General features: G+C 60.6%; 20 protein-coding genes. 4 read left to right on the forward strand and 16 right to left on the reverse strand.

The window, feature by feature from the left end; all coding sequences use genetic code 11:
- Nucleotides 1–46 precede the first annotated feature (46 nt).
- Together FHW77_RS03415 and FHW77_RS03420 are read left to right on the forward strand one after the other, a co-directional pair.
- Nucleotides 47–1,069 (forward strand): LacI family DNA-binding transcriptional regulator, encoded by a 1,023-nt coding sequence (locus tag FHW77_RS03415; protein ID WP_003505469.1) that lies wholly within the window; start codon nt 47–49, stop codon nt 1,067–1,069.
- Between the two features lie 397 nt (nt 1,070–1,466).
- Nucleotides 1,467–2,429, forward strand: coding sequence for a 2-hydroxyacid dehydrogenase (locus FHW77_RS03420; RefSeq protein WP_004445161.1), 963 nt, complete (start codon nt 1,467–1,469; stop codon nt 2,427–2,429).
- 237 nt (nt 2,430–2,666) lie between these two features.
- Here the strand turns inward: FHW77_RS03420 and FHW77_RS03425 are convergent, their stop codons facing one another.
- The 11 genes from FHW77_RS03425 to FHW77_RS03475 all read right to left on the reverse strand — a co-directional run bounded on the left by FHW77_RS03425 (nt 2,667) and on the right by FHW77_RS03475 (nt 15,500).
- Nucleotides 2,667–3,794: a Gfo/Idh/MocA family protein gene (locus FHW77_RS03425; protein WP_004445160.1), complete on the reverse strand. Its 1,128-nt coding sequence runs from the start codon at nt 3,792–3,794 to the stop codon at nt 2,667–2,669.
- A gap of 151 nt (nt 3,795–3,945) precedes the next feature.
- Nucleotides 3,946–4,758, reverse strand: coding sequence for a 5-deoxy-glucuronate isomerase (gene iolB / locus FHW77_RS03430; protein WP_004445159.1), 813 nt, complete (start codon nt 4,756–4,758; stop codon nt 3,946–3,948).
- A gap of 205 nt (nt 4,759–4,963) precedes the next feature.
- Nucleotides 4,964–5,872: a myo-inosose-2 dehydratase gene (gene iolE / locus FHW77_RS03435; RefSeq protein WP_004445158.1), complete on the reverse strand. Its 909-nt coding sequence runs from the start codon at nt 5,870–5,872 to the stop codon at nt 4,964–4,966.
- Between the two features lies 1 nt (nt 5,873).
- The gene (gene iolD / locus FHW77_RS03440) at nt 5,874–7,700 is read right to left on the reverse strand and encodes a 3D-(3,5/4)-trihydroxycyclohexane-1,2-dione acylhydrolase (decyclizing) (RefSeq protein WP_004445157.1); all 1,827 of its coding nucleotides are present in this window, start codon (nt 7,698–7,700) and stop codon (nt 5,874–5,876) included.
- A complete protein-coding gene (locus FHW77_RS03445; protein WP_004445155.1) occupies nt 7,697–9,613 on the reverse strand; it encodes a bifunctional 5-dehydro-2-deoxygluconokinase/5-dehydro-2-deoxyphosphogluconate aldolase in 1,917 nt (638 codons plus the stop codon). The genes iolD and FHW77_RS03445 overlap by 4 nt, the downstream gene beginning before the upstream one ends.
- 204 nt (nt 9,614–9,817) lie before the next feature.
- Nucleotides 9,818–10,633, reverse strand: coding sequence for a MurR/RpiR family transcriptional regulator (locus tag FHW77_RS03450; RefSeq protein WP_004445154.1), 816 nt, complete (start codon nt 10,631–10,633; stop codon nt 9,818–9,820).
- 273 nt (nt 10,634–10,906) lie between these two features.
- Complete coding sequence (locus FHW77_RS03455) at nt 10,907–11,623, reverse strand: ABC transporter ATP-binding protein (RefSeq protein WP_004445152.1); 717 nt, start codon at nt 11,621–11,623, stop codon at nt 10,907–10,909.
- Nucleotides 11,604–12,368 (reverse strand): ABC transporter ATP-binding protein, encoded by a 765-nt coding sequence (locus tag FHW77_RS03460; protein WP_004445150.1) that lies wholly within the window; start codon nt 12,366–12,368, stop codon nt 11,604–11,606. Before FHW77_RS03460 ends, FHW77_RS03455 begins: the two co-directional genes overlap by 20 nt.
- Nucleotides 12,365–13,372: a branched-chain amino acid ABC transporter permease gene (locus FHW77_RS03465; RefSeq protein WP_004445148.1), complete on the reverse strand. Its 1,008-nt coding sequence runs from the start codon at nt 13,370–13,372 to the stop codon at nt 12,365–12,367. Before FHW77_RS03465 ends, FHW77_RS03460 begins: the two co-directional genes overlap by 4 nt.
- A 1-nt stretch (nt 13,373) precedes the next feature.
- Nucleotides 13,374–14,237, reverse strand: a complete 864-nt coding sequence (locus FHW77_RS03470; protein WP_004445147.1) for a branched-chain amino acid ABC transporter permease — start codon at nt 14,235–14,237, stop codon at nt 13,374–13,376.
- 90 nt (nt 14,238–14,327) lie between these two features.
- Entirely contained in the window at nt 14,328–15,500 is a 1,173-nt protein-coding gene (locus FHW77_RS03475; protein WP_004445145.1) for an ABC transporter substrate-binding protein, read from the reverse strand.
- Between the two features lie 340 nt (nt 15,501–15,840).
- On the opposite strand from FHW77_RS03475, the gene FHW77_RS03480 reads away from it, so the two are divergent.
- Entirely contained in the window at nt 15,841–16,215 is a 375-nt protein-coding gene (locus tag FHW77_RS03480; RefSeq protein ID WP_004445144.1) for a hypothetical protein, read from the forward strand.
- Nucleotides 16,216–16,241: 26 nt separating this feature from the next.
- On the opposite strand, the gene FHW77_RS03485 is transcribed toward FHW77_RS03480, so the two are convergent.
- The 5 genes from FHW77_RS03485 to FHW77_RS03505 all read right to left on the reverse strand — a co-directional run bounded on the left by FHW77_RS03485 (nt 16,242) and on the right by FHW77_RS03505 (nt 23,233).
- Nucleotides 16,242–17,975, reverse strand: coding sequence for a M14 family metallopeptidase (locus tag FHW77_RS03485; RefSeq protein WP_004445142.1), 1,734 nt, complete (start codon nt 17,973–17,975; stop codon nt 16,242–16,244).
- 5 nt (nt 17,976–17,980) lie between these two features.
- Nucleotides 17,981–18,829: an ABC transporter permease gene (locus FHW77_RS03490; protein WP_004445140.1), complete on the reverse strand. Its 849-nt coding sequence runs from the start codon at nt 18,827–18,829 to the stop codon at nt 17,981–17,983.
- Nucleotides 18,830–18,835: 6 nt separating this feature from the next.
- Nucleotides 18,836–19,759, reverse strand: coding sequence for an ABC transporter permease (locus tag FHW77_RS03495; RefSeq protein ID WP_004445138.1), 924 nt, complete (start codon nt 19,757–19,759; stop codon nt 18,836–18,838).
- A gap of 76 nt (nt 19,760–19,835) precedes the next feature.
- A complete protein-coding gene (locus FHW77_RS03500; RefSeq protein WP_004445136.1) occupies nt 19,836–21,371 on the reverse strand; it encodes an ABC transporter substrate-binding protein in 1,536 nt (511 codons plus the stop codon).
- Nucleotides 21,372–21,412: 41 nt separating this feature from the next.
- Nucleotides 21,413–23,233 carry an ABC transporter ATP-binding protein gene (locus FHW77_RS03505; protein WP_004445135.1) on the reverse strand — a complete coding sequence of 607 codons (1,821 nt, stop codon included), beginning with the start codon at nt 23,231–23,233 and terminating at the stop codon, nt 21,413–21,415.
- A 474-nt stretch (nt 23,234–23,707) separates the two neighbouring features.
- On the opposite strand from FHW77_RS03505, the gene FHW77_RS03510 reads away from it, so the two are divergent.
- Entirely contained in the window at nt 23,708–24,016 is a 309-nt protein-coding gene (locus FHW77_RS03510; protein ID WP_044459248.1) for a putative quinol monooxygenase, read from the forward strand.
- The last annotated feature ends 22 nt before the right edge of the window (nt 24,017–24,038 follow it).

Below are 24,038 nucleotides of genomic sequence, written 5' to 3' on the forward strand. Positions count from 1 at the left end.
TTAAACGGAGCCATCCGTCACTGACACGCGTTTGGGGAGGAATGCCGTGGCCCAAAAGGTCAAACTGTCTACCATCGCCGAAAGTCTCGGCCTTTCAACCGCCACCATTTCCCTTGCATTGCGCGACAGTCCGCTGGTCGCCGCCGACACGCGTGACAAGATCAAGGAACAGGCGCGGGCGCTGGGCTACATCTACAACCGCCGTGCCGCCAGCCTGCGCACCTCGCGCTCCGGCATTGTTGGTGTCGTGTTCCATGACGTGATGAACCCCTTCTATGGCGAAATCCTGAAGGCCATTGAAAGCGAGCTGGACCGCAGCCGCCAGACCTTCATCCTGTCCAACCATTATGATTCGGTTGAAAAGCAGCGCACCTTCATCGAAACGCTGCTGCAGCTCGGCTCCGACGGCATCATCATGTCGCCGGCCATCGGCACGCCGATCGAGGACATGACGCTCGCCGAAGAAAACGGCATGCCTGCCATTCTGGTGGCCCGTTCCATGGATGGCGTTGATATGCCGACCTATCGCGGCGACGACAGCTACGGCATTTCGCTCGCCACCAACCATCTGATCAGCCTCGGCCACCGCACCATCGCCATGGTCGGCGGCACTGACCAGACTTCCACGGGCCGTGACCGTTACCAGGGTTACGTCAATGCGCTGCGCAAGGCCGGCATCGAGGTCGACCCGAACCTGCGCATTCCCGGCCCGCGCTCCAAGCAGGGCGGTTTCGAGGCGGCGGTGCATTTCCTGTCGCTGCCGCAGAAGCCGACTGCGGCCGTGTGCTGGAACGATCTCGTCGCCATCGGCCTCATGAACGGTATTTCCCGCGCCGGTCTGGTGCCGGGTGTCGATATCTCGGTAACGGGCTACGACGACCTGGAGGAAGCGGCCATCGCCACCCCGGCGCTGACCACCGTTTCCAACGGCCAGGCCGAGGTCGGGCGCCTGGCGGCCCGCGCACTGCTGGACAGGCTGGCGGGCAGCCATGAACCTGACGGCATTCACCTCATCAAGCCGGAAATGCGTATCCGGCAATCGACCGGGCCGGTGCGGCCGCGGGTGTGAGCGTAACGCCCTCGCAGGCCTGGATACGGGAGGTTACGTGCTCCTCGCCGTCTACGGTGTTTCCTCCCTCCGTCATTCCGGCCTTGAGCCGGAATCCCGGCCGCCGCGTGTCTACGCGGTGAAAAACAGTCATTCAGCCCAATGACTTGGGCTGGCTGGATGCCGGATCAACTCCGGCATGACAACCTTGCAAGTGCCGCAGCAAAGGCTGCATGATGCTGCCGGGCGCTTAAAAAAATCGGCATGAAACGTCGCTCTGCCCCCATAGCTTCCGCTTATTGGCCTTTTCACGGCAGCCGTTGTTTGAAAAGATCGCGGTCCGATGGAGCCGGATGGCGGGTAGTTTGCCCGCAACCCTCTCCGGCTATTGGAATGTTATCAGGAGGAATATCCGCTTATGTCTGACAAAAAGGCCGTCGTTCTCGTTCCCGGCAAGATCAATCCGCGCGTTCTCGAACGCCTCGAAGGCGAGGTCGAGATTGTCACGGCACCCGCCGGCGCAGAGCCGGTTCTGCCCGCTGGCGCGGCGGAGCGCATCAACGCCATTGCCGTTTCCGGCGCCGTCAACGCCAAATGGATCGACGCGCTGCCGAAGCTCGAGATCATCGCCAATTTCGGCGTGGGTTACGATGGCGTTGATGCCAAACACGCCGCCACGCGTGGCATCGTGGTGACCAACACGCCTGATGTGCTGAATGACGAAGTGGCCGATACGACGATTGCTCTGTTGATCAATACCGTGCGACGTCTCTATCAGGCCGAAACCTGGCTACGGGCTGGCAAGTGGGTCGGCGAAGGCCCGTTCGCGCTGTCGCCGTTTTCGCTGCGCGGCCGCAAGGTCGGCCTTTTCGGCATGGGCCGCATCGGCCAGGAAATCGCGAAGCGCCTTGAACCCTTTAAGGTGGAGATCGGCTATCACACCCGCAGCAAGCGCGACGAACTCTCCTACACCTATTACGCTTCGCTGAAGGAGATGGCTGAGGCCGTCGATACGCTGATCTGCATCGTGCCGGGCACGCCGGAGACGCACAAGGCGATCAATGCCGACATCCTGACCGCGCTCGGGCCTGAGGGCGTTTTCATCAATGTCGGTCGTGGCTCCAGCGTCGATGAGGACGCGCTTCTTGAGGCGCTCAAAAACGGTGCGCTGGGTGCTGCTGGTCTCGACGTGTTTTATGCCGAACCGAAGGTGCCGGAGGCCTTCCTGTCGCTGCCGAATGTTTCCCTGTTGCCGCATGTCGCTTCTGCGTCCATCCCGACGCGCAATGCGATGGCCGATCTGGTGGCTGACAATATTCTCGGCTGGTTCAGGGATGGCAAGGTGCTGACGCCGGTGCCGGAGACGCCGGTCAATGGGTAAGGCCTGTTGGCAAGCCTTGACCAATGTCCTCTGGTGGGGCGAATGGCTTTGCCCCCTCGCAAATCCCGCGCACCGTCACCCCGGACTTGATCCGGGGTCCAGCGCGATAAAGTCTTTGATCGCATAAGACTTGTTTCTCACGGCGCAGACGCGCCGTGGCTGGATGCCGGATCTAGTCCGGCATGACGGAAGAGAAGTTTGTGACGACGGCGGTCGGCCTCGTACGTGCACGCCGTCCTACTCCGCAATTTCCTCCGCCGTCACCCATCGCCCTTCGGCAAAAGACCGTGCCATGGCGTGAATGCTGCGCTCGATCTTCAACCCTTCCTCGAAGTCGATGATATGCGCCTTTTTCCCTTCGATCGCCGCGATCAGCTCCCGGCATTCGATGACCTTCAGGTCATTGAAGCCGAGACCGTGGCCGGGGGCGGGGATGAAGCGGTCGTAGGGCTTGTGGTGGGGGGCGGTGAGGATGGTTCGGAAACCCTGCTCTTCCGGGCGTCCATCCGTGGTATAAAGCTGGAACTCGTTCATCCGTTCCTGATCGAACAGGATCGAGCCGGTAGAGCCATAAATCTGGATGGCGATGCGCCCCTTGCGGCCCCAGGCGGAACGGTTGGCGATGAGCACGGCGGAAATGCCGCCTTCAAGTTTCAGGAGAACGCTCGCGAGATCATGCGTCTCAACCGCGCGTTCGCCGCCGCCGGCAAGCGGACGGGTCTCGTAAGGTTTGACCATGTCGGTAATGGCGCTTTGTGCGTGGCCGAACAGGGCGTAAAGCAGCGATAGCGGGTGCACGGCGAAATCGTCCAGCGCGCCGTAACCGGAAGACGCCTCGCTCTTCCAGTAGAAGGGCTGGGTGGCATCGGCCATGAAGTCCTCGTCCATTTCGGCACGTACATGATAGACCCTGCCGATCGCACCTTCGTCGATCAGGCGGCGGATGTGGCGGATGACGGGGTTCTGGATGTAGTTGTAACCCATCGCCGCCGCCTTGCCGGATCGGCGGGCGGCATCACGCATCTTCACCGCGTCAGCAAAGGCGGGCGCCATCGGCTTTTCACACCAGACATGCTTGCCGGCCTCAAGCGCGGCAATCGCCATTTCCGGGTGGAAGGCGTTGGGCGTTGTGACGGAGATCACGTCGATCTCGGGGTCGGAAAGCAGGTCGCGCCAGTTGCCTGTCGAGCGGGCAAAACCGAACTCTGCGGCTTTCTTCGCGGCAAGCTCGGGGTTGACTTCCGCCAGCGTCACGAGGCGGGGGCGTTCCACGTCGCCGAAGACGCTCGTGACGTTATTCCACGCCAGCGCGTGGCATTTGCCCATGTAACCGGTGCCGATAAGGCCCACGCCAAGAGCGGTCATGGTGTTCTCCTCCCGAAATTATTTGAATTAATACAATTCGTTAATTGCGTTTGTTGTGTGCCAAGACAGTCTCAAGACGTGTCTTCGCGCACTCCCTCATTCCTGTGCCTGTCACAGGGATGAGGAGGCGGCGATGTTTGTCTGAAATGCCTTACGGATTATCGCGCTTGAAAATCCAGTCATGATCCGGGTGGTTCTTGAAGCGCCATTTGCGCATCGGCCCCGCCATCACGTTCAGATAATACATCTCGTAACCATAGGGCGCGCCGCAGGGGTGGTGGCCCTTTGGCACCAGCACGACATCCCCATCGGATACTGCCATGGTCTCATCAAGCGAACCGTCTTCGGTGAAGACGCGCTGGAAACCGAAACCCTGCGCCGGGTTGAGGCGATGATAATAGGTCTCTTCGAGATAGGTCATGTCGGGGTAGTTATCCTCGTCATGCCGGTGCGGCGGATAGGAAGACCAGTTGCCCGAGGGTGTGAAGACTTCCGTTACCAGCAGGCTGTCGGCGACGTCGCGTTCTTCCATGGCGATGGGGAAGATGTAGCGCGTGTTGGCGCCCTTGCCGCGTTCCGTCAGCTGCACGCCGTCAGGTCCGATCTGCTGCGCCTCGCGGCTGCCTTTTTCGCCGGGAGCAGTGCAGACGCCGACGGTGCAATCCGTTGTGGCCGTCAGCGACCATTCGGAACCGGCCGGAACATAAACGCAATGCGGCGGCTTGCGCTCGAACACATTCATGCGGTCGCCAAGTTCACCGAAATCCTTGCCGCCAGCGGAAATCGTTGCCTTGCCTTCGACAAGGACGAGGATGACTTCCGTGTCGCCGGTGCTTTCGGCTGCCGTCTCGCCCGGCTTCAGTCGGTAAAGACCGAAACCGACATAACCCCAATCCGCGCTTTGGGGCGTGATATCGTGCACCTTGCCGCTTGTCGCGACCGGCTTGCGCAGAAGTGAGGTCATGGTGTCGTTCCTTTTTCGTGTGTAGCACAAACATGTCGTTCGGTAGTTTCGCGCCCTGCCGTCATTCCGGCCTTGATCCGGAATCCAGCTGACGCGCGTCTGCGCGGCGTGAAGACTTTTTCAGTCCAATGACTTGGGCTGGCTGGATACCGGCTCAAGGCCGGTATGACGGGTGGGATAGGTCACCCGCCTTCCTTGGCTCAGCTCAAGCAGCCTCAGCCTTATCCAGCCCCGCTTCGCGCGCAAACGCCTTCAGCGATTTCAGCCCGAGGCTCTGATATTCGAACGGGTTGCGCACGCCAGGATCCTGCTCGGCCTCGATCACCAGCCAGCCGCTATAGCCATGCTCGGCCGCCACTTTCAGCACGGGCGGGAAGTTGACGCCGCCTTCGCTATCGCCCGGCACGGTGAAGACACCGCGGCGAACGCCTTCGAGGAAGGAGAGCCGCTCATTGCGGACCTGATCGGCAATGACCGGGCGCACGTTCTTGGCATGGATATGGCCAACGCGGCCCATGTATTTCTGCGCGACGCGAACGGGGTCGCCGCCGCCGAACAGGCAATGGCCGGTATCGAGCAGCAGATGCGTCTTCGGACCGGTGTGCTTCATCAGAAGGTCGATCTCGTCCTCGCTCTCGACCACCGTGCCCATGTGGTGGTGATAAACGAGGGTGACGCCCTGTTCTGCGGCAAAGGCGGCCAGCGCTTCCACGCCTGCGCCGAATTTCGCCCAGTCATCGGCCGCAAGGCGCGGACGGTCCACCAGCGCCTTTCCGTCATCGCCGTGGATGGCGTTGGAGGTCTCGCAGACGATGATGACCTTCGAGCCCATGGCCTTCAGAAGGTCAAGCGCGGGCTGCATCGCCTTCTTTTCGGATTCGATATCGTCGGTCAGAAGGTTCAGCGAATGCCAGCCCGAGACGAAGGAGAGGCCGCGCGGCGAAAGCACGCCCTTCAGGCCTTCCGGGTCGGTCGGGAATTTGTGACCCTTTTCGATGCCGTCGAAACCGATCTTGGCGGTTTCATCAAGGCATTGTTCCAGGCTGATATGGGCGCCCAGCGTGCGGTCGTCGTCATTGGACCAGGCGATGGGGTTGGTGCCGTAACGGATCATCTTACTGTCTTTCCTTGACATGGTTTTCATAGCGGGCGCGCGCCGGGCCGATTTCGGCGCGGTCTGAGACTTCAGGCACCGCGACATCCCACCAGTGGCCACCGGCTCTCGGGGTCGGATAGGGGTCGGTATCGATGACGATGACAGTCGTGCGGGTGGAGGCGCGGGCGGCGGCGAGGGCCTCTTCCAGTTCGGTTATGGTCGAAACCTTGCGTGCATCCGCGCCCATCGAGCCGGCATGGGCGACGAAGTCGATGGCGATGGGATTGACGTTGGTATGGGCGTAGAGGTTGTTGAACTCCGCGCCGCCGGTTTCCATCTGCAGACGGTTGATGCAGCCGTAACCCCTGTTGTCGGTAATGACGAGCGTGATCTTCACGCCCATGGCGACCGATGTGGCAAGCTCGGAATTCATCATCATATAGGAGCCATCGCCGACCATGACGATCACGTCCCGGTCCGGTTCCGCCATCTTGATGCCGAGACCGCCGGCGACCTCGTAACCCATGCAGGAGAAGCCGTATTCCATGTGATAGGAAAGCGGCAGCTTGGATTTCCAGAGCTGGTGCAACTCGCCCGGCATGGTGCCTGCGGCGCACATGACAACGGTATTGTCCTGCGACTGGCGCTGGACAGCACCGATCACCTGCATGTCCGTGGGGAGACTGTTTGCGTGTTCCTCGCCCGGAGCCGCCGTATCGGCATCGGCCTTTTCGAACCATGCTGCCTTCAGGCCGGCATCCGGCGCTGCAAAACGGTGAGCGCCGAGGGCTGCGGAGAGTTTTTCAAGCCCGATTTTGGCATCCGCCGTCAGGCTGATCGCATCATGCTTGGCGCTGTCATAGGGCTGGACGTTGAGCGCCAGGATCTTGCGGTTCGGGTTCTTGAACAGCGCCCAGGAGCCGGTGGTGAAGTCCTGAAAACGGGTGCCGACACCAAAGACCAGATCGGCCTTTTCGCTGATGATGTTGGCGCTTTCGGCACCGGTAACGCCAACGGGGCCGAAATTGAGATCGTGATCCCAAGCCAATGCTGATTTACCAGCCTGCGTTTCGACGACGGGGATGGAGTGGGTTTCGGCAAAGCGCTTCAGCGTCTGCGTTGCGCCGGCGAAATGAACGCCGCCGCCAGCAACGATGATGGGGTTCTTCGCGGCCTTCAGCGCCGCGACGGCCTCTTCGAATTCCACCACGTCGGGCTCGGGGCGGCGCTGGCGCCAGACCCGCTTTTCGAAGAAGCTTTCGGGATAATCATAGGCTTCCGCCTGTACATCCTGGCAGAAGGCGAGCGTGACGGGGCCGCAATCGGCAGGGTCCGTCATGGTGCGCATGGCGCGGGGGAGGGCGGTGAGCAACTGTTCCGGGCGCATGATGCGGTCGAAATAGCGGCTGACAGGACGGAAGCAGTCATTCACCGTCATGGTGCCATCGCCGAAATCTTCGAGCTGTTGCAGCACGGGGTCCGGGCCACGATTGGCGAAGACATCGCCGGGGATGAGCAGGACGGGCAGGCGGTTGACATGCGCCAGCGCTGCCGCCGTCACCATATTGGCGGCACCCGGGCCGATGGACGAGGTGACCGCCATGGCGCGGCGGCGGCGCAGCTGCTTGGAATAGGCGATGGCCGCATGAGCCATGGACTGCTCGTTCTGGCCGCGATAGGTCGGCAGCTCGTCCCTGATGCCGTAAAGCGCTTCGCCGATGCCGGCGACATTGCCATGGCCGAAAATCGCCCACATGCCGGCGATATAGGTTTCGCCATGTTCATTCATCTGCGCTGCCAGGTAACGAACCATGGCCTGCGCAGCCGTCAATCTTACTGTCTTCACGCTGCCTCTCCCTTTTTGGCGCGCGCCTCATCCCAAATACGGCACAGGCTGGTATAGCGCTGCGCCATATCCTTGACCGCTTCCTCGTCGGTCATCTTGCCGGAAAGCCAGCCGCGGGCGGCGTCGGCAAAAATCGTGCGGCCAACCGCGAAACCTTTGACCAGATCGAAACCAGCCGCAAGGCGGAAGCTTTCTTCCAGCTCACTCTGCGGTGCGTCGAGACCGAGAACGACGATGCCCCTCACGTAAGGGTCGTTGCGGTTAACGGCGTCGCAGGCATTCTTCCATGCCGCGGTGGTTTTCATCGGCTCCAGCTTCCACCAGTCCGGGTAAACGCCGATCTCGTAGAAACGCTCGATGATGCGGGCGGCGGTCAGATCGTCGGTCGGGCCGACCTTGGAGGGAATGATCTCCAGCAGCATTTCCAAGCGGTTGCGCCGTGCGGCCTCGAACAGCCGTATCACGGTCTCTTCCTGCGCAGCGCGCATCTCATCCGTGTCGTTGGGGTGATAGAAACAAAGTACCTTGACGACATTTTCGAGCGGCCATTCGGAGAGCCCGCCAAAGTCCTTGCCGAGATCGGGTTCCAGTGTCAGCGGGCGCGAGCCCGGCCATTCCACCGGACGGCCGATCCAGAGGCCGGAGCCGCTGGCGGCAAACAGCGCGTCACGTCCAAGGCGTCCGTCGCAGAGAATGCCATAGCCCGGCTCACCACCGGAAACTTTTTGCGCGGCCTGGAGGCAAAGCTTCTTGAAGGCGCCGATCTGCTCATGCTTGACGCCAAGCTCGTCGGCGATCGCTTCCAGCTGCATGCGATGGTCGAAAGCGAAGACGCGCATCGTCTCCCAATCGCCCTTGCGGTTGGTGGACCAGTGCACCTGCTCCAGCGCCTCGTCCTTGCGCAGCGCCTTGTTGCGAATGCCGGCCTTGAAGAAATATTGCAGCTCTTCCCAGCTTGGATAGGCAGGCGTGCAGCCATGGCGGGAGACGGCGAAAGCGCCGCAGGCATTGGCGTATTTCAGCGTCGTCGGCCAGTCTTCGCCGCGCAGCCAGCCGCGGAACAGCCCGGCCATGAAGCCGTCACCAGCGCCCAGAACATTGAAGACCTCGATCGGGAAACCTTCGCCCGTCTGCCCGTCATCGAGGCTTGCAGGAATATCGCGGGTGAAGACCGAAGCACCCATCGGGCCGCGCTTGCAAACGAGCGTGGCATTCGAAACCTTGCGCACGGCATTCAGTGCGGCCAGCGTATCTGTCGAGCCGCCGGCAATGTGGAATTCTTCTTCCGTGCCGACGATCAGATCGAAGAGATGCAGGGTGGATTGCAGCTTGGCGGTGACCTTCTGCGATTCCACGAAACGGCTCTCGCCATCGCCATGGCCGGCCACACCCCAGAGATTGGGGCGGTAATCGATATCGAGCGCGGTTTTTGCACCATTTTCGCGGGCAAGTTTCAGGGCTTTCAGCACGGCCGCTTCCGTTCTTGGATGCGACAGATGCGTGCCGGTGGCGCAGACGCAGGCCGCCTCGGCAATGAAGGCGGGATCGATATCGTCTTCGCTCAGCGCCATGTCGGCGCAGTTTTCGCGATAGAAAATCAGCGGGAACTGGTTCTGGTCACGAATGCCGAGCAGCACCAGCGCGGTCAGGCGCTCCGGGTCGGTTTTCACGCCACGCACGTCAACGCCTTCGCGCACCAGCTGTTCGCGGATGAAGCGGCCCATGTGCTCGTCGCCGACACGGGTGATGACGGCGCTGTTAAGGCCAAGCCGCGCAGCACCGGCTGCAATGTTCGTGGGAGAGCCGCCAATATATTTGGCAAAGGAGGCCATGTCCTCCAGACGGCCACCGACCTGCGACCCATAAAGGTCAACAGACGAGCGCCCGATCGTGATGAGATCAAGTTTTTTCAAAAGGTTCCTCCTTAGCACCGCACGCTGGCGCGGTCTGCCTCATGTGTGTCGAGCGGATCAGGCAACCATGCCGCCAGCTATCGCCATCCCCGCTCCGGTGAGCCTCCTCCGCTCACTTGTCCGTCACGAGAAGGACCGTCGTGGAATGTCCGTTTCATGAATTTGGATCATAAATTCTATTTTTTCCGTTTTCAATAAAAATATTCAGGCCGTCTTGCGTGTTCCCACAGCCACGGCCAGCGTGATGGCGAGACAGAGCGTGGCCGAAAGGGAGCGGAAAGCGCCGAAATCGATCTCTGTAACCGTCAGCAGCGTTGCGCCGGATTTCCTTAGCGGATTGACGGCGGAATCGGACATGGCGACAACCGGAACGCCCTTGGCGCGGGCCGTTTCCGCCAGTTCCAGCGTCTCGGTGGAGTAGGGGGAAAAGGTGATTGCGATCAGCGCGTCGTCGCGGGAAATCGCACTGATATTGCCGAGCCCGCCCACGGCGCTATGCAGAACCGCCGGCACCTTCATCTTCTCGAAGGCATAGGCCAGATAGCTGGCAATGGGGAAGGACCGCCGCAGGCCGACGATATGCACGGTGCGCGCCTTGGCCAGCACGGAAACCGCCTCATCGAGCTGTCGGGTGTCGACCGATTTCAGCAGCATTTCAAGCGACGAGCGGCCGGCTTCCACGAATTCGGCAAGCAGGCCGGACGCGCTTTCATCGCCCTTTTCGCGCAGATGATCGAGCCGCGTGGCATAATCCGGCCAGCCGCCGACATAGGAATCACGGAACAGGCGCTGCATTTCCGAAAATCCGGAAAAACCCATGATCTGGCAGAAACGCATGAAGGCCGAGGGTTGCACGCCGGCGCCTTCAGCCATTTCGGCGACGGTGGAAACGGCGATTCGATCCTGATTGGAGGCGACATAATCGGCACATTGCCGCAATCGTTTCGGCAAACCCTCCGCCACCTGGAGCAGCCGCTCCTCAAAAGCCTTTACGGAGTCTGGCGCCTCGATTGCCGTCATTGTCGTTCCCTGGTGCAGATTGAAATCGTGTGCACTTTAACTGCAATGGAATTTTTATTCCATTGGGTTTTTCGGAGGAAGGGCAGATGAGACGGCGGGGGCTTTGTATGATCGGTCACCCTCCGTCATACCGGCCTCGAGCCGGAATCCAGCCGACGCGCGTCGGCGCGGCGCGAAGGGTCTCTTCACCCCAAAGACTTGGGGTGCCTGGATGCCGGCTCAAGGCCGGTATGACGGAGATTATATATGAACGCGCAATGGCGATACGTTGGCTTAGTGCAGCCCACCCACGCCTAGATGCGTATCGATAATATCCGGGTTCTCCACCAGTTCGCTCGACGGTCCGTCCCAGACGATGCGGCCGCGTTCCATGATGATGGCGTGGTCGGCGAAGTCGATGGCCATCTGGATGCGTTGTTCGACGAGAAGAATGGTCATTTCGCCGGATTGGGCAAGCTTGGAGAAGGCGGCCATCAGCTCTTCGCAGATGACGGGGGCGAGGCCTTCGAGCGGTTCATCGAGCAGCAGTACCCGCGGCTGGCCGAGAATGGTGCGGGCGGTGGACAGCATCTGCTGTTCGCCACCGGAAAGTTGCGAGCCGAGATTGCGGCGGCGCTCCTTGAGGCGCGGAAACAGCGTGTAGGCTTCCTCGATCGCCGATTTCGGTCGCCCCTTGAGGCCCACGAACAGGTTTTCCTCCACCGTCAGCGTCGGAAACACGTCACGGGTCTGAGGCACGTAACCGAGGCCGGCCTTGGCGCGCGCAGCACTTGGCAGGGTGCCAATCTCCTGCCCCCCGATGCGGATATCGCCGGAAAAACGCTTCGTCTGGCCGGCCAGCGTGGCGAAGAGGCTCGTCTTGCCGACGCCGTTGCGGCCGAGCACGGCGAAACGCGAGCCCGATGGCACGGAAAGCGACAGGCCCTCGATGACCCTTGTCGGGCCATAACCGGCCGTGAGGTTGACGATTTCAAGCGGCGCTGCGGGCATCGGCGTAACTTCCCAGATAGGCTTGGCGGACTTCCGCATTGCTGGTGACATCATCAGGCGAGCCGTCGAAAATGACGGCGCCGGCGGCCAAAACGACGACGCGCTTGGCAAAACGGAAGACCAGATCCATGTCGTGTTCGATCATCAGGATCGCGAGGTCGGATGGCAGCCGGTCAAGCGCCTGTTCGATGCGCGCGGTTTCCGTGGAAGGCACGCCGGCGGCCGGTTCGTCGAGCAAGAGGATTTTCGGGCGAAGCGCCATGGCAAGCGCGATCTCGATCAGCCGCTGCTGGCCATAAGCGATTTCGCGCACCTTTGTTTCAGCGAGGGCCGTGAGGCCAAGCGTGCCGAGAATGTCGCGGGCTTCGCCCATCACGGCAGGCATGGCACGGTAACGGCCGAAAATCCGGCCGGTCTTGCCTTCACGCTGGAGAATGGCGAGCGCCACGTGCTCCTCTGGCGTCATGTCCTGAAACAGCCTGGTAACCTGGAAGGAACGTACGAGCCCGCGTTTCACGCGCTGGCTGGCGCTGAGGCCCGTCACATCCTCGCCGGCGATGCGCACCGTGCCGGCTGACGGTTTGATATTGCCGGTGACGAGATTGACAAAGGTCGTCTTGCCGGCGCCATTGGGGCCGATGAGTACCGTCCGGTCTCCCGGCGAAAGCGACAGCGAGACGTTGTTGGTGACGACGAGGCCGCCGAAATTTTTCTGCAGGCCGGAGACTTCGAAAATGGCGCTCATTTGCGACCTCCCCGGAGACGCGCGATGATCTGTTCGCCTGCGCCATAAAGGCCGCGCGGCGCGAAGAGCACGACGGCGATCAGCAGCAGGCCGACAATGGTGAGCCAGTGAAACGGGTTGGCGGCGGAAACCACGTCTTCAAACCACATGAAGGTGACGGTGCCGATCAGCGCGCCGTAAAGGGAACCCGCGCCACCGAGCACCAGCATGACCAGCCCCTCGGCCGATAGCGTGAAGCTGAGGCTGTCCAGGCCGACGACCTGCGTGGAGATGGCGTTGAGCGCACCACCAATGCCGGCGACGATGCCTGAGATAACGAACATCTTCAGGATTGTGCCATTGACGGCGCCGCCCATGGCCTGAATGCGGATGCTGTCCTGTTTGACGCCGCGGCACAACATGCCGAAGGGTGAATTGACGACCACCTTTAGGGCGAGGAAGACGACAAGCAGCAGGCAGACACCATAGATATAGGCGGTGCGGCCGAAGAGGTCGAATTCGAAGGTGCCGAACAGCGCGTCCGGCGAAACGCCGGCAAGACCGTCGCTGCCGCCGGTCCAGCCTGAAGCCTTGTTCGCCGCCTCGTGGAACAGGTGGATGACGGCGATGGATAGCACAAGCTGTGGAAGCCCGTGGGCACGCAGCAGCACCGCGCCGGAAAGCAGCCCGGCCACGCCGCCCGCAGCCGCGCCGATGGCGGTCATGAGAAGCGGGTCGGTGATTTCGAAATGGGCGGCGGCGATGCCGGCGGCATAAGCGCCGGCGCCGAAGAGGGCGGCATGGCCAAGCGTGGCGACGCCGCAATAACCGGTGACGAGATCGATCGACAGCACCAGAAGCGCAATGGCTATGATGCGTGTCAGAAGTGCCAGATTATCCGGAAACAGGTAATAACCGGCAACAGCGGCGGCGATGATGAGGAGCGGCCCCGCGAGCGCGCGCAGTGGTGAGCGCGCCTTCGGAATGTCTGCCGTTTCAGTCACGTCGTTCATGAGCACCGCCATCTCATTTCGCCCTTCCAAGAAGGCCGCGCGGGAACAGCGTGATGATCACGATGACCGCCAGATAAAAGAAGAATTCGCCATATTCGGGCGCAAGATATCGCCCGGTCGTATCGATGGCGCCGAGCAGCAGACAGGCGATCAACGCTCCGGGAATGGAGCCCGCGCCACCAACGGAAACTACGACCAGAAAGGTGACCATGTAGCGCAGGGCATAATAGGGTTCCACCGGCAGCAGTTCCGCGCCGATGACGCCGCCCATGGCGGCTAGTCCGACGGCGATGGCGAAGCTGACGGCATAGATGATTTCGGTGCGCACGCCGAGGGCTGCGGCCATGGCGGCATTATCGACCGCCGCGCGCAGCTTGATGCCGAAGGCGGTCTTTTCAAAGGTGAACCACAGCGCGCCGGCCACGGCAAGACCGCAGGCAATGGCGAAGATGCGGTGGGTGGCGATGGTGCGGAAGCCAAGATCGGTGGGGCCGGCCAGCTGCTGCGGCAGCGGAATGGTCTTCAGCGTCGGGCCGAAAACGAAGTTTGCGATGCCAATGATGCAGAAGGTGATGCCGATGGTCATCAGCACCTGTGTCAGTTCCGGCGCGCCATAGATGCGGCGATAAAGGAAACGTTCGAGCGGTATGGCGATGACGATGGTGCCGACGATGGCGACGAGGATCGCAGCCGCATAACCGAGACCCAGTCCGTGGGCGGCATAGGAGGCGAGATAACCGCCGATCATGGCGAAAGCGCCGTGCGCCAGATTGACCACACGCATCAGCCCCATGGTGACCGAAAGGCCGATGGAGATGATGAACAGGACCATGCCATAGGCAAGCGCATCGATGAGGATGCTGAAGACCGTCTGCATGATGAAGAAACTCCTCCCGGTGCTGCAATGCCCGTCCGGGCCGGAAACGGGCCGCCACTGGCGGCCCGGCAATATTGTCCTGTCTGGCCGTTACTTCGCGGCGGCGAGACCCGGATCGCCCTGTTTTTCGAAGGTCTGGACTTCCTTGTTGTAATAGCTGCCGTCATCGGCCTTGGCTACTTCGCGCAGATAGATGTTCTGCGTGATGTGGCGGCTTTCCGGGTCGATGCTGACCGGGCCGCGCGGGCTTGTCCAGGAAAGGCCCTTGACTGCCTCAACCGCCTTTTCCGCATCCTGCTTGCCGCCAGTGGCCTCGATCATCTTGCTGATGACATACATGCCGTCAAAGGCGCCGACGGAAGGGAAGGAGAGTTCCTTCGGATTGCCGATTGCCTTGGTTGCGGCTTCCACGAAGGTCTTGTTCTCGGGTGAATCATGCGAGATGGCATAATGGAAGGTCGTCTGCATGCCGAGTGCGGCTTCCCCGAGCGCCGGCAGGTCGGATTCCTGCGTCAGATCACCCGGCGCGAAGAGCTTGACGCCTGCGGATTTCAGGCCGTTGTCGTTGAAGGCCTTGACGAAACCGAGCGTGGTCGGGCCCGATGGCAGGAAGGCGAAAACACCCTGTGCGCCGGAATCCTTCACACGTTGCATGATGGGACTGAAATCATTGGTGGAAAGCGGCATGCGGATGGTTTCAACCACTTCGCCGCCGGCAGCGGTGAAGGCCGCCTTGAAAGCATTTTCGGCATCGACGCCCGGGCCATAATCGCTGACCAGTGAGATGACCTTCTTCACGCCGCCGTCAAAGGCCACCTTGGCGATGGGGGTGGAAGTCTGCCAGGTGGTGAACGACGTGCGCACCACATAGGGGCTCTTGGTCACGATGGCCGAGGTGGCGGCATTCATGACCACCATCGGCACGTTGCCCTGCTTCAGCAGGGGTGTGACGGCCATGGCGTCAGGGGTAAAATAGAAGCCGGCAAGATATTGCACGCCTTCCTTCACCACCAGCTCCTGCGCCAGTGCCTTGGATTGCGCCGGATCGGCCTGCGGCACATCGCGATAGACGACCTCGACCGTGTCATTGCCGACCTTGTTACCGTGAAGGGCAAACCAGGCATCGATGCCGGCCTTGAAGTTCTTGCCCTGCAGCGCAAACGGGCCGGAGAACGGGCCGACAACGCCCACCTTGATTGTTTCTGCATAAGCGGCAGAGCTGAAACAGATGGCCGCTATCGCCACGGTGATCCGAAATTTCATGGTTTCCTCCAAATTCGCCTGTGGCTCCCATCCACCGGTCCAGGCTGCCAGATTGATGATTAAGAATATCAAAGTAAAATGAAATAAGGGGGGTAATAAATAACCTGACGGTTATCAATACTGCGTCTTTGACGCCTTGCCCATATCGGATCGGGAAATCAGCCCGGCGCCTGCCCCTTTTTCAGCTCCGCATCGGCCTTGGTCTTCGCGGTCAAACAGTTCGGGGCAAATGTCGCCTGCAACCGCGCGACCGGCCGTCCCGCAACCAGAGCTTTAACCAGTTCTAAGGGGATTTTTCGTAGTCTTCCCAAGCATATTTAGAACGTTATTTGGTGTCTTGATGGGCGAATATCAGAATAAAGCTGTTGAGCTGATGCGCAATCGCGTTGGAGAAAACAGGCTCAACAACCGGATCGAGCGTCGTGAAGCATTTCTGCGCAAGGCGCTGACGCTTTATCATGCCATGGGTGGTGCGATGGAGGATGTGGAAGCGGCCGTCAAGGACGCCGTGTCATCACCTGCACCGACCATCGACGTGGCCGTTGGCGACGTGATGTACAAGCTGGCCGCCATCGGCCATGTGGCCGATCTCGATATTATCCAGGCGGGATATAACAAGCTTGATGCCGCCAACCTGCATATTCTCAGCAAGGGCAAGAAGCTGCTGCAAAAACAGCGCGATCAGAAACTGGCTGCGGCAACGCCGGGGAAGTGAACCGCCCGCCCGGGGCGGTTGCCGTATCAGGCCACTTGCGGCGACAGGATTTCCTGCCAGGCATCGTAGGCGGACAGCACCGTTTCCATTTGCGCGGTGTGGCCGGTGATGAAATCCGTGCCATAGATGGTTTCGTCGGGATATTCGGTGATCAGCGTCATCGGCACGGTGTGGCGGTCATCGATGGACGACAGGCACGGAAAGCCGTTGATGATGCGGAAACCGGTTTCGCCGGCGTGGATTTCATAAAGCGCGATCTGGCGGTTATTGTAGTCGAGCAGGCCGGGAATGGCGCCGAGATGGCGGGTTACCTTGTCCAGCAGGGCTTCCGCTCGGCTTTCCCAGTCCGCATGGTGGCGGATGATGAGGAAGAAACCCTTCGGCAGCGTCCACATGGCGAAATTGCGCGGCACATAACCGGATAGTGGTCTGGTCCACTCATGCGAGGGATAACCGTGCAGGTTCACATGCAGGCTGGCGCCGCTCATTTCCTGCGCCTTGAAGCGGATTTCCTTCTCGTTCAGATGCGCAGCCGAATTTTCCGGCGTGCGATATTCGAGGTCATCGCCAAGGGCGGTGTACCGCGCCGCATGATGCATGTGGCGCGGATTATCGACGCGCAGACGCTGATGCAGGGCGTAACCGTCAGGATTTTCCAGCGGCGAGATGGTGAAATGCGCGCCCTTGCGATCAGCGAGTTTGCGGGCGCCGCGGATGGCGCCGACGATGCCCGTCGTCTCGTTGGGGTGCTGGCCGCCGCTGATCATCACCGCGGCATCGCTGCCGGCGACATAACGGGCGGAAAGGACGCGGCCGGAGCGGGAGCGCGCCTGGAATGCCTCGCCGCCGATTTCCTCAAGCAGCCCTGCGAGCTGGCCTGCCGCAACCGGTTCGCGCGCCTCATCGATCGGTTGCTCGCCGCCATCGAGGAAGGCGGTTGTGAGCGGGCGCGTCTCGATGTGAAGGGTGATCTCGCCTTCGCTTTTGACGATTTCCGGTACGATCTGGCCGGGCTTGAGGCCACGGTCACCCAGCGGGCGGCCGGATTTTTTCTGAAAGAACTCCAGCAGCGAGAAATAGAAATCCTCGTGCAGCGCTTCGCGGAGGCTGACGACCTCATCACCAACGGAAAGAGGCAGATCTTCTGCCGGATGGGTAACACGGATGTTCAGTTCCTCGAAATAGGGCTCTTCACCGCCCCAGCCGTGGTTGGCGACGGCACTGATTGCCGCTTCAAAAAGCTGTTCGTAATCCGTCTCCAGTCGCTCGCCCGAGGCATCACCGGCAAGCCGGAACCAGCCGGTTGGCGAGACATTGGTTTCGCCGACGATATCGGTATGAACCCGGTTCGGAGCCAGAACCTTCAGAGTTTCCGTCTTGCCACGGCGGCTCAGCCTCACCTCATAATGGAAACTGTCGTCCTCGCGGGCGATGAAATCCAGCTTCGCATCGCCCACCAGCGCGGCCAGCGGATAGGCCTCCAGCCGGAAACGGTTGGCGGGGGCGTTTTCGTGTACGGGGTAACGCACTTCGATGGCGTCGACGCCATCCAGATTGATCTCTTCCAGAAAGGTGAAGAGAAGCGGCTTGTAGGCGCTGCGGATGCGGGCGCAGATGCCTTTTTTCTTCAGCCTCTCTTCAGTCTCACGGCGGCTTTTGGCGTCATCGAAGGTCCATGCCTCGAAGGACTGGCCGGGCTCGGCTTTGGCGACAAGCGCGTCCAGCGTGCGTTCGAAGGTCTTGTCGAAAATCTGGCTCATCACGGTTACCTCGAGGTTCTGCCTGTTGGGTCGAGGCTGTCGCGCAGCCAGTCGCCGAGAAGGTTGAGGCCAAGCACGGTCAGAAGAATCGCAAGGCCGGGAAAGACGCTAACCCACCATGCCGTCTGCAGATAGGTACGCCCATCCGCCAGCATGCCGCCCCAGCTCGGAATTGTCGGATCAACGCCGAGACCGAGGAAGGTGAGGCTGCTTTCCAGCAGGATGTTGTTGGCGACGTTGAGCGTCATCAGCACGATGACAGGGCCGATGAGGTTCGGCAGCAGGTGCTGAAGGATGATGCGCCAGTCTTTCACGCCGATGGCGCGCGCGGAAAGGATGAATTCCCGCTCCCTGAGCGTCAGCACCGATCCGCGCACGAGACGGGCATATTGCACCCATTGCGAGACAATCAGCAGGATGATGGTGTTGGTGAGACTGCCGCCGACAATGGCGATGAAGGTGATGGCGAGCAGGATGAAGGGCATGGCGAGCTGGATATCGGCAAAGCGCATGACCAGCATATCCCAGAAGCCGCGATAATAACCGGCGACAAGCCCAACCGCGACGCCGAAGATGACCGCGCCGATGACCGAGGTGAAACCGACCAGCAGCGAAATCTTGCCACCGGCGACGACACGCGCCAGCACATCCCGCCCGAGCGGATCGGTGCCGAGGGGATGGGCGGCATTGGCGAAGGGTTTGGCAAGGCGCGCCATCAGGTCGATCTTGTCGGCCCCGCCAGGAAACAGCACATCGGAAAAGATGACGGCAAGGCAGATGATTGTCGTCAGCGACGCGCCGAGGACGAATTCGAGATTGGTGAAGCGCGCGAGACGCGAGGTTTTGGCAGCCATCGTCACTTACTCCGTGCGGATGCGCGGATCGACAAGCCCATAGGCGATATCGACCAGAAGGTTGATGCCGACGATCATCAGCGACAGCACGGTGATGACGGCCTGAAGCACGGGATAATCGCGCGCGCCGACCGCGTCGAAGGCGAGCGTGCCGAGGCCCGGCCAGTTGAAGACACGCTCGATAACGACGATACCGCCCAGCAGCCCGCCAAATTGCAGGCCGAAATAGGTGATGAGCGGAATGGCGCAGTTGCGCAGCGCATGTTTGTAGAGAACCTTGCTTTCACTGAGCCCCTTGGCGCGCGCCACCATGACGTATTGAGAACGCAGCGTATCGAGCATTGCCGTGCGCACAAGGCGTACATTGGTGGCAGTAAGGATCACACCCATGGTGACCGCGGGCATGATGTAGCTCGCAAAACCGCCCATGCCGCTTGGCGGCAGCCAGCCGAGCGTGATGGAGAACAGCAGCACCAGCATGGTGGCCAGCCAGAAATTCGGGAAGGAAAGGCCGATAAGCGAGAAGATGCGGATCACCTGATCGGCCGTCTTCCCGCGCGATGTTGCGGCCTTGATGCCGAGCGGGATGGACAGCGCAATCGACACCGCCATGGAGATGAAGGCCAAGAGCAGCGTGGCGGGCAGGGCATCGGCGATCAGGCGCGAGACCGGCGTGCTGCCGGTGAAGCTGCGGCCGAAATCGAGCGTCAGAAGGCCCTTCAGGAAGCTGAAATATTGCACGAAGAACGGCCGGTCGGTGCCGAGCGCCGCACGGATGCGCGCCAGATCATCTTCCGTCATGCTGCCGCCGCCCTGGAACATGGTGACGGCGGGGTCACCCGTCAGGCGGATGGCGAAAGAAACGAGAAGGGTGATGGCAATGACGACAAAAATCGCCTGCAGCAATCGCTTGATGAGGAAACCGGCCACGTTTTTTACCTTGAAGAGAAACCCGGCCTTGCCCGCATTGCGGCGGGCAAGGTGTGTTGATCAGAAACCAGCCCGATTATTCGACGGTAACGTCGGTCAGCTTCAGGCGGTTATCCGGCGGTGCCACGAAACCCTTGACCCGCTTGTTGATGCCGTAAATGGCATTGGTGTTGTAAAGCGGGATTTCCAGCGCGCGTTCGGCGGTGTAGCTGCCGATTTCCTTGAGAATCTTTTCGCGCTCGGCGCGGTCCGTCAGCGGACGCTGGGATTCCAGGAGCTTGTCCAGCTTTTCGTCCTTGTCATAGGGGTTCCACTTTTCACCCGAGTGATACATGGAATAGGCGGTGTTATCGTAATCGAAGGTCCAGCCGCCCCATTTCTGCTGGAACATCGCGCCGGTCTTGCCCTGTGGAATGATGTCGTTCAGGAGAACGTTGGTTTCATAGGGCTTGATGGTAGCGGTGATGCCAACCATGGAGAGGTAGCTGGAAATGACCTGCGCCACTTCGTTCATCGTCGCGTCATTGCCGCGGATATCGATCTGGAGCGCCGCACCCGGCTTGACGCCGGCTTCCGCGAGAAGCTTCTTGGCGCCTTCAGGATCGTAAGGCAGCGGCTTCAGTTCCGGATCGTAACCGAAGGACAGCGCGCTCTGGAAGCTTGCGATTTCCGATGCTTGGCCGGCAAGGATCGACTTGACGATGGTGCCGCGGTCGACGGCCATGATGATGGCCTTGCGCACCTTCGGATCGGCGGTGATGCCGTCGCGGGTGTTGAAACGCAGCGCATCGACGGTCGGGCCGGGGACGCTGACGATCTGAAGCTTGGAATCGCCTTCGATGACCGGGATCATGCCGATCGGGATGGTGGGCGGAATGACGAGATCGACGCGGCCTGCCTGCAATTCGGCAACGGCGGTCGCCGGCTCTGAAATGAAGCGGTATTCCAGTTCGGAAAGCTTCGGTGCGCCGCCCCAGTAATCCGGGTTGGCTTCAAGCTTGATGTTGGTCTTCGGTGCATAGGATACGAATTTGAACGCGCCGGTGCCGATTGGGTTGAGGTTGAAGTTGTCCTCACCCTTTTCCTGAATGTATTTCGGCGGCACGATCATGCCGCCATAACCGGCAAGCTTGGTGAGCAGAACCGGATCCGGCGCCTTCAGCTTCATGTCGACGGTGTAGTCGTCGATGACATCAACGCTTTCGATGGAAACATAGTTGGAGCGCTGCGGGCCCTTGGCACCCTGTTCGCCAAGAAGGCGCTCGAAGGTGAACTTGACGGCGGCGGCGTTAAAGGGCTCGCCATTGTGGAACTTGACGTTCTGGCGCAGCTTGAAGCGGATGCGCTTGCCTTCATCCAGCTCTTCCCAGGATTCGGCGAGGCCGGGCACGACCTTCAGGTCCGGGCCGCGATAGGTGAGGCCATCGAAGATGTTGGTGGCGACAGCGGCCCATTGAACGAGGAAGGTGTCGATCGGATCCCAGCTGCCCGGATCCTGCGGGCTGGAAATGGTCATCTTGCCGGCGGCAAGAGCCGGTGCGGCGGTCAAGGCCGTTGCGGCCATGGCAAGCGCGACGAACGTTGTCGTCATCCCCTTCTTGATCATTGTCATCTACCTGTTCCTCTTCAGATGGTTGTGGTTCTGGTTGTTATTCAGGCGCTCTTCGCGATGAAGTGGCCCGGATTGATTTCCTCATGGGCGAGAATGGCCGGCTCATCGCCGACACGGCGCACGGGATTGGGAATTTCGCCCTCGATCATGGCAATGCGGCGCTCGATGGTCGGATCGGCGACCGGCACGGCCGACAGCAGGCGGCGGGTGTAATCATGCGTCGGCGTTTCGAAGACCTGCCGGCGGCTGCCCATTTCCATGATCTGGCCGAGATAAAGCACGGCGACGCGATGGCTCATCTTTTCCACGACAGCCATGTCATGGCTGATGAAGAGATAGGCGAGCCCGCGCTCGGCCTGCAAATCCATGAACAGATTGATGATCTGCGCCTGAATGGAAACATCGAGCGCCGACAGCGCCTCGTCCGCAATGATGAGCTTCGGATCGGAAGCAAGCGCGCGGGCAATGCAGACGCGCTGGCGCTGGCCACCGGAGAACTCGTGCGGATACCGCGCGGCGTGCTCGGAGGAGAGGCCCACACGCTCCAGCAATTCATCCACCCGCCGCTTTACGGCCTTCTGATCATTGATCAAACCATGGGTGTTGATCGGCTCGGCAATCGAAAAACCGACCGTCTTGCGTGGATCGAGCGAGGCGAAGGGGTCCTGGAAGATATATTGCACTTCCTGACGCATGCGGAAGCGTTCCGCCGCCGACATCTGTGCAAAGCTGCGGCCGTTGAAGGTTATTTCGCCCGAGATGGCCGACTGCAACTGCTGGATGGTGCGGCCGATGGTGGATTTGCCAGAGCCGGATTCTCCCACCAGCGCCAGCGTTTCGCCGGCATGAATATCGAAACTGACCTTCTGCACGGCGCTGCACCGGTGCGTTGCCTTGCCGAACAGGTTCTTGCGGATATCGAAGCGCACGAACAGGTCCTTGACCGACAGAAGCGGTTTCTGGTCGTATTTCGCGGTATTTTGCACGCGCTCTTCACCGATCACGACCGGCTGGCCATCCTGCAGCACGGTGAGCGGCAGGCGCTTCGGAAAGGCTTCACCTTCCATGCTGCCAAGGCGCGGAACGGCGGAAAGCAGGGCGCGCGTGTAAGGGTGCTGCGGATTGGCGAAGATATCCTTGACCGGACCTTCCTCGACCTTTTTGCCCTTCCACATGACGACGACGTCATCGGCCATTTCCGCCACCACGCCCATGTCATGGGTGATGAAGACCATGCCCATGCCGAGCTTCTTTTGCAGGTCGCGCATGATGTTGAGGATCTGCGCCTGAATTGTCACGTCGAGCGCCGTCGTCGGTTCGTCGGCAATGAGAAGCTTCGGGCGACAGGCGAGCGCCATGGCAATCATCACACGCTGGCGCATGCCGCCGGAAAGCTGGTGCGGGTATCGCTTCAGAAGCTCGGCTGCATCGGGCAGGCGCACCATTTCGAGAAGCTTCTGTGCTTCTGCCATCGCTGCCTGCTTACCCATCTTCTCATGCAGCACAAGCACTTCGCAGATCTGGTCGCCGATGGTGAAGACGGGGTTGAGCGAGGTCATCGGCTCCTGGAAGATCATGGCGATCTCCTTGCCGCGGATCGAGCGCATCTCTTTCTGAGAGGCCTTTAGCAAGTCCCTGCCTTCAAACAGGATTTTGCCTGTCGGATAGGTCGCGCCCATCATGTCCGCAAGGCGCATGGTGGAGAGCGACGTGACCGATTTTCCCGATCCGGATTCGCCGACGATCGCCACCGTGCGGCCGGGCTCGACGCGAAAGGAAATATCGTCCACGACGCGGCTGTTGCCAAACTCGACGCTCAGGCCTTCGACGGACAGCAGGGCGTTTGCGTTTGCGGCAGTCATGTCAGTGTCTCCGGCGTGGCCTGCGCCGGTGAAGCGGCGCGGTGGTCTGGAAAAGGAAAAGGGCGATGGGCAGGCGAGCTACGCGCAACGCCAGGCGGGAATATCGAAAATGTCGGGTGAGATCGCATCTTCAGGATGCTTTTTCACAGGGAGCCGCGCGACAAGCGATGCCCCGCATTAATAGCCGCAGTGCCGCCGCAGCCGTACCGGTCAAATCCATGGCAGCCACCCGACGCGAAACGCCGGATGCCAATTCGACAATGCGCATGAAACCTTATTCTCCCCCGCCCTTGTTTTATGGAAAAAGCTAACAAAACAGAACAATCATGTCCATAGTGTTGAACAATTTTTGTGTACTGCTCTACAAATACGCATATGCACCGATTTTGAGCGCGTGTTCCTGCACAATGCTTCGCAAAGAGGCGTGTATTCCGCCTGTAGCGCCACTGAAAACGCTGAGAAGAACGAAGAGGAATGGGAATGCCGTGCATGAAGAATAGGGCGGGCGCAGTCAGGCTGAGGGGTTTTCTACGATGCTTGTCCAAGCATGATGTCGATCTGGTCCGGCGCCACCTTCCTGAACATCTTCGTCTGACGAGAGAGGAACCCGGCTGCATTTCCTTCGAAGTATCCGAGACAGACGATCCCCTGATCTGGCGGGTTGAGGAGCTTTTTGCCGATCGTGCCGCCTTTGATTTTCATCAGCAGCGGACGCGGGCGTCGGAGTGGTTTATGGCGACCTCCGCCATTCCACGCGATTACGAGATAACGATATTGGAATAAATGAGAACAGGCCGCAGCGGCA

It is taken from the genome of Agrobacterium sp. RC10-4-1 (assembly GCF_014138475.1).
Taxonomy (GTDB): Bacteria; Pseudomonadota; Alphaproteobacteria; order Rhizobiales; family Rhizobiaceae; genus Agrobacterium; species Agrobacterium pusense.

Bases quoted from the DNA above. Each gene is read 5' to 3' on its own strand.
- FHW77_RS03420 (WP_004445161.1), top strand. From the start codon at position 1,467: ATGTCTGACAAAAAGGCCGTCGTTCTCGTTCCCGGCAAGATCAATCCG.
- FHW77_RS03425 (WP_004445160.1), bottom strand. From the start codon at position 3,794: ATGACCGCTCTTGGCGTGGGCCTTATCGGCACCGGTTACATGGGCAAA.
- iolB (WP_004445159.1), bottom strand. From the start codon at position 4,758: ATGACCTCACTTCTGCGCAAGCCGGTCGCGACAAGCGGCAAGGTGCAC.
- iolE (WP_004445158.1), bottom strand. From the start codon at position 5,872: ATGATCCGTTACGGCACCAACCCCATCGCCTGGTCCAATGACGACGAC.
- FHW77_RS03450 (WP_004445154.1), bottom strand. From the start codon at position 10,633: ATGACGGCAATCGAGGCGCCAGACTCCGTAAAGGCTTTTGAGGAGCGG.
- FHW77_RS03455 (WP_004445152.1), bottom strand. From the start codon at position 11,623: ATGCCCGCAGCGCCGCTTGAAATCGTCAACCTCACGGCCGGTTATGGC.
- FHW77_RS03460 (WP_004445150.1), bottom strand. From the start codon at position 12,368: ATGAGCGCCATTTTCGAAGTCTCCGGCCTGCAGAAAAATTTCGGCGGC.
- FHW77_RS03465 (WP_004445148.1), bottom strand. From the start codon at position 13,372: ATGGCGGTGCTCATGAACGACGTGACTGAAACGGCAGACATTCCGAAG.
- FHW77_RS03470 (WP_004445147.1), bottom strand. From the start codon at position 14,237: ATGCAGACGGTCTTCAGCATCCTCATCGATGCGCTTGCCTATGGCATG.
- FHW77_RS03475 (WP_004445145.1), bottom strand. From the start codon at position 15,500: ATGAAATTTCGGATCACCGTGGCGATAGCGGCCATCTGTTTCAGCTCT.
- FHW77_RS03480 (WP_004445144.1), top strand. From the start codon at position 15,841: ATGGGCGAATATCAGAATAAAGCTGTTGAGCTGATGCGCAATCGCGTT.
- FHW77_RS03485 (WP_004445142.1), bottom strand. From the start codon at position 17,975: ATGAGCCAGATTTTCGACAAGACCTTCGAACGCACGCTGGACGCGCTT.
- FHW77_RS03490 (WP_004445140.1), bottom strand. From the start codon at position 18,829: ATGGCTGCCAAAACCTCGCGTCTCGCGCGCTTCACCAATCTCGAATTC.
- FHW77_RS03500 (WP_004445136.1), bottom strand. From the start codon at position 21,371: ATGACAATGATCAAGAAGGGGATGACGACAACGTTCGTCGCGCTTGCC.
- FHW77_RS03505 (WP_004445135.1), bottom strand. From the start codon at position 23,233: ATGACTGCCGCAAACGCAAACGCCCTGCTGTCCGTCGAAGGCCTGAGC.
- FHW77_RS03510 (WP_044459248.1), top strand. From the start codon at position 23,708: ATGGGAATGCCGTGCATGAAGAATAGGGCGGGCGCAGTCAGGCTGAGG.